This is a genomic window from Nostoc sp. CHAB 5715, assembly GCF_020829685.1.
Lineage (GTDB): Bacteria > Cyanobacteriota > Cyanobacteriia > Cyanobacteriales > Nostocaceae > Nostoc.
Genome location: NZ_JAIVFR010000731.1, coordinates 1 through 3931 on the forward strand (window position 1 = coordinate 1; position 3931 = coordinate 3931).

Genomic DNA, 3931 nt, shown 5'->3' on the forward strand with positions numbered 1-3931 from the left:
ATTCCAGGCTTGTTCCCAGTTAAACAGCCAGCGTGTGAGAAACCTTCCTAAGTTTGCTAACTCAAAAGCATTGTCAATATCTATATCTGGGGCTATCCACTCAAGGAAATACATAGTCTCTCTAATCAGGCTTTTGACCACATCCTCATGCGTAGAGTCACTGAAAAGTTGACTTATCTGTGCTAAATTAGTTACCAATTTTCCCAATCTAACAGGGATACTATCTTGCACAAAGGTTTCTTGCTCATAAGTTAAGCTACTATTCATCCTTTGAAACTCCATAAGAATTTGGGACACAATTTCTCTAATCTGAACGTCCATAATTTCCATTGAACGATTAATGTTTTAATAAGATATGCGTTAGCCGTACTCCGCAGGAGTTGCAAGCTACGCGGAGCGTCTCCAAGAGTTGGCTTTGGCGTACCCTTACTCAAAAGCTTGCTACGCGTAGCGTCTCTAAGAGTTGCCATCGCTTGCAGCTTAATTTTACAGGTATCTAGAATTAGCGCGATGTCTACAACGGGCGTAGCTGAAGCACTCCCACACTTGAGCAGTCCGCTTTACCCAATCTATGAGGTGCGACGCCGAGTAGCCCGCCGCAGGCATCGCTATAATAAAACCAGTATCACGCTCGGAAAACTCACAATGTCCATTACACTTGATCTGCCACCGAAAGTTGAGGCACTGTTGCGACAGCGTGCTGAAAGTACTGGACAAGATATTTCGCAAATGGCGCTAGCGGTGCTGACTTTAGGACTGAGTTTGGACGATCAAGATTTTTTTGAGGCTTTAAAGGGAATCCAACGTGGGCTTGATGATTTTGAGCAAGGACAATTTTCGAGTTTAGAGGACTTCATTGCTGAACAAAATCAGAAATATGGATTGTCTCTTGAAGCATGACGTACCGCATTGATTTCTCTAGCATTGCGAAAGCCGAAGCGGATGCCGCATTCTTAAGTTTTTCTCAGTTTACCACAGATGAACGCGCCCAACTCTGGTATCAAGGGCTGATTAAAGCAATCGTCTCTCTGCAAGAAATGCCTCGGCGCTGTCCAATCGCTCGAGAGGATGCCTTCTTTAGTCAAGAAATTCGTCAGCTTCTTTACGGGCAAGGAAAACAAACCTATCGTATTCTATTTACGGTTCTTGAAGATCAGCCTGTTCCAACGGTGAGAATTCTCCATATTCGTCATGGCGCACAGAAGACAATTGGTGAGCCGGAAGTAGAGGATTGATTGTATTGACATTCCATCCACAATATCTTCCTCAAGTATGGAGTGTAAGCGTAGCCTGATAGTGACGGGCTACGCCTACACTTATGAGCGCAAACCACGTTGTAGAGCGATCGCCTTTCGCAGAAAAACAACATTTGTAACAAATAAAGAAGTAATGAGAGCAATAAAAATAAAACGGAGCGATGGCAACTCTTAGAGACGCTACGCGTAGCAAGCTTTTGAGTAAGGGTACGCCAAAGCCTTTGGCTAACGCTAATTGTTGCTCTAATAGACTGAATAATATCCAAAGTGACAATACTGCTTCAGATTTAGTGCAGTAATTTTACAGTTCTTATTAGATGTACTTTATTTACCTGATATTAGCCGTACTATCGCTGAGTGCATAGCAATCAACCGCCGAACAATCTGATCGATCTCTAAATATAATATGCTGTAATCAATGACTGCCTGACGAATAGGTGTATGTCCTTGATTGACAGCTAATTCTTGTATCTTGGCTGTACGTATAATTAATTTGCAGCTTACCGCTGCATGGGAGAGATGTTATATTCTCCCCACCATGCCAGTAATTAATCTTGCCGATATTCAACAAATTACTAAAACACAGCAACAACTCCTATTACCCAGTCAAAAATATCATCCAAATCGCTCTGCCTTTGACTCTATAGTTGCAGATAACTTTTCTTTGGTGATGAAACAACTATTTTTAGGACTGACTGTAAAACCTTTATTAAATGCTTATCCTCAAATTGCTCAGTGGGTTTCTCAAACACAGGAACTTGCACCAGAAATTTTTCAATCTCGGAAAAAGTTATTAGTCGATAATCCAGTTATTGCACCTCTTGCAATTAATGACGACAAGCACTTTATTCAAGTATTAACAAATATAGCATTTAAACAAGGTATTCCCAGGCTTTATGAATGGGCTATACGCCATCCACATTTAAGCTGGCAAGACCGGGTGAAGCTGTGGACTACGGCTAGACAATACTCAGTTACTCCTAACCAAATACAACTCGTAGTTTTAGCATTACATCCTATTAAACCAGCCCAAAGATTAAATGTACGCTGGAATCAAAAGGATCAGATGCAGACTGAAAAATGGTTAATTAAACTACTGACTCAATCTCCAGATAACAAATCACAATCAAACATAGTCATTCCTGAGTTATCGTCAATGGTCAATTTAGAAGCTATTCCAGAAGTCAAGATTTAAGAGGCTAATGCCTCTGCCATTGGCAAATGCTTATTACAGATAACACCAATGGTACTCAAATCAACTTTTGAACATGGATGGCTATTATCAAAACTACTGAAATTAGATGATGAATATCAAGGTAGATGTGAGCAATGGCGATGGACAATGGAAACTGGAGAACTGCCTAAAGAAATACCACAAACTGAGTTTTTAGACTTAGGACATCCTCAAGTTTTACAGATGCTCTCAAGCTGTCTGCAATCTATTCCTATAGGTGGATGTGGCAGTCCTTCCAGATTTATTCTCTATTTCACTGATTGGTTACTTTATGCTCTAGGACATCCCAGCATTGCTAAATTGCCTCATGAGCCAGAGGGATGTAACGGTGCGAGTAATCGTCTTATTCAAGAACTAGAACTGAAGCTTTTGATTTCTTGTCCCTTCGATTACTTTGGTCATTTGTTGGGTGCTAATCGTTACGGGCAATCAAGAGCTAAATTCTATCCTACTCCTACTTGGACAGCCAGGACAATGGCTATTGCAGCAGTTGACAGTTCTGCTGCAATAGCACCATTTCATATATATGAACCAGCACTTGGTACAGGAAGATTAGCATTGGAAATGTCCAATTATGCTATCAGTTTAACAGGCTGGGAGTGGGATTCACTACTAATAAAAATAGCAAGTTTAAACTTCATGCTTTACGCTCCCTACTTGGCATTGCCTATTCCTAGTTTGGGTGGAGATTTAGTTATCGGAGATACGCTGATTGGGAAGGGAATTTCTTTTATTCGACCAAATTTAAAATATGAAGCTCCCGCATCAGCACCTAAACCTAAGCTAAATAATAGTTTGCTGATTAATAGTATCAAATATGAGAATACTAAAGCAGAAAATATGTTGCAAGGAAGTTTATTTTGATGACAATTAAAATTGCTGATTGGCAACAACTATTTCAAAATTGTGTCAGTAATCCTCCTCTGCCAATTTCCTTGCCTACTGTAGCACTTGCCAATCCTCCCTATTGCAAAATTAATCTCACTTGCGATTCCGAACTCGCCAGATTTGAGATGGCTTATAAATGGATAAAACACGGAGATGGAAGCTACGTTATTACATCCAAGTTGAAAACCCAAACAGAACAAGAGTGCTTATTTGTAGAACAGTGTTTAAATCAATTGCAACCTGGTGAAATAGTCTGTATTTTAGTGTCTAATGGAATTCTTTCTTCATCTAATCAAGCACACTTTCGCCAATGGCTATTAGAAGACATGGCTTTACTAATTGCTTCCATTCAGTTACCTACAGAAAACTTTCAGGTGGAATGTGGATTGGGAATTATCACCAGTTTTTTGATTCTTCAGCGCAAAGGCTAAATATGCAGTCACAGAAGACGCTAAGTTACTGTGTCGGGCCCAGGGCATTGATGCATTAATCGAAGTCACAGGTGCAGTGGAATTTGGCGCTCACATCGTAATGGAAGCGATCGCTCATTGCA

Annotated in this window: 6 protein-coding genes; 5 read left to right on the forward strand and 1 reads right to left on the reverse strand. The window is 40.4% G+C overall.

Annotated features, from left to right (window positions below):
- On the reverse strand, window positions 1–297 hold a 297-nt coding region (locus LC574_RS30100), incomplete at its 3' end, for a hypothetical protein (RefSeq protein ID WP_229457272.1).
- Window positions 298–510: 213 nt separating this feature from the next.
- Between LC574_RS30100 and LC574_RS30105 the strand changes: the two genes are divergently transcribed.
- From LC574_RS30105 to LC574_RS30125, 5 genes are all read left to right on the forward strand, one after another.
- Entirely contained in the window at window positions 511–900 is a 390-nt protein-coding gene (locus tag LC574_RS30105; RefSeq protein WP_229457273.1) for a hypothetical protein, read from the forward strand.
- Window positions 897–1235 (forward strand): type II toxin-antitoxin system RelE/ParE family toxin, encoded by a 339-nt coding sequence (locus LC574_RS30110; protein ID WP_094344623.1) that lies wholly within the window; start codon window positions 897–899, stop codon window positions 1233–1235. The genes LC574_RS30105 and LC574_RS30110 overlap by 4 nt, the downstream gene beginning before the upstream one ends.
- Window positions 1236–1794: 559 nt before the next feature.
- A complete protein-coding gene (locus LC574_RS30115) occupies window positions 1795–2451 on the forward strand; it encodes a hypothetical protein (RefSeq protein ID WP_229457274.1) in 657 nt (218 codons plus the stop codon).
- A 48-nt stretch (window positions 2452–2499) separates the two neighbouring features.
- The gene (locus LC574_RS30120) at window positions 2500–3354 is read left to right on the forward strand and encodes a hypothetical protein (RefSeq protein ID WP_229457275.1); all 855 of its coding nucleotides are present in this window, start codon (window positions 2500–2502) and stop codon (window positions 3352–3354) included.
- The gene (locus tag LC574_RS30125; RefSeq protein WP_229457276.1) at window positions 3354–3809 is read left to right on the forward strand and encodes an N-6 DNA methylase; all 456 of its coding nucleotides are present in this window, start codon (window positions 3354–3356) and stop codon (window positions 3807–3809) included. The genes LC574_RS30120 and LC574_RS30125 overlap by 1 nt, the downstream gene beginning before the upstream one ends.
- Window positions 3810–3931 lie beyond the last annotated feature (122 nt).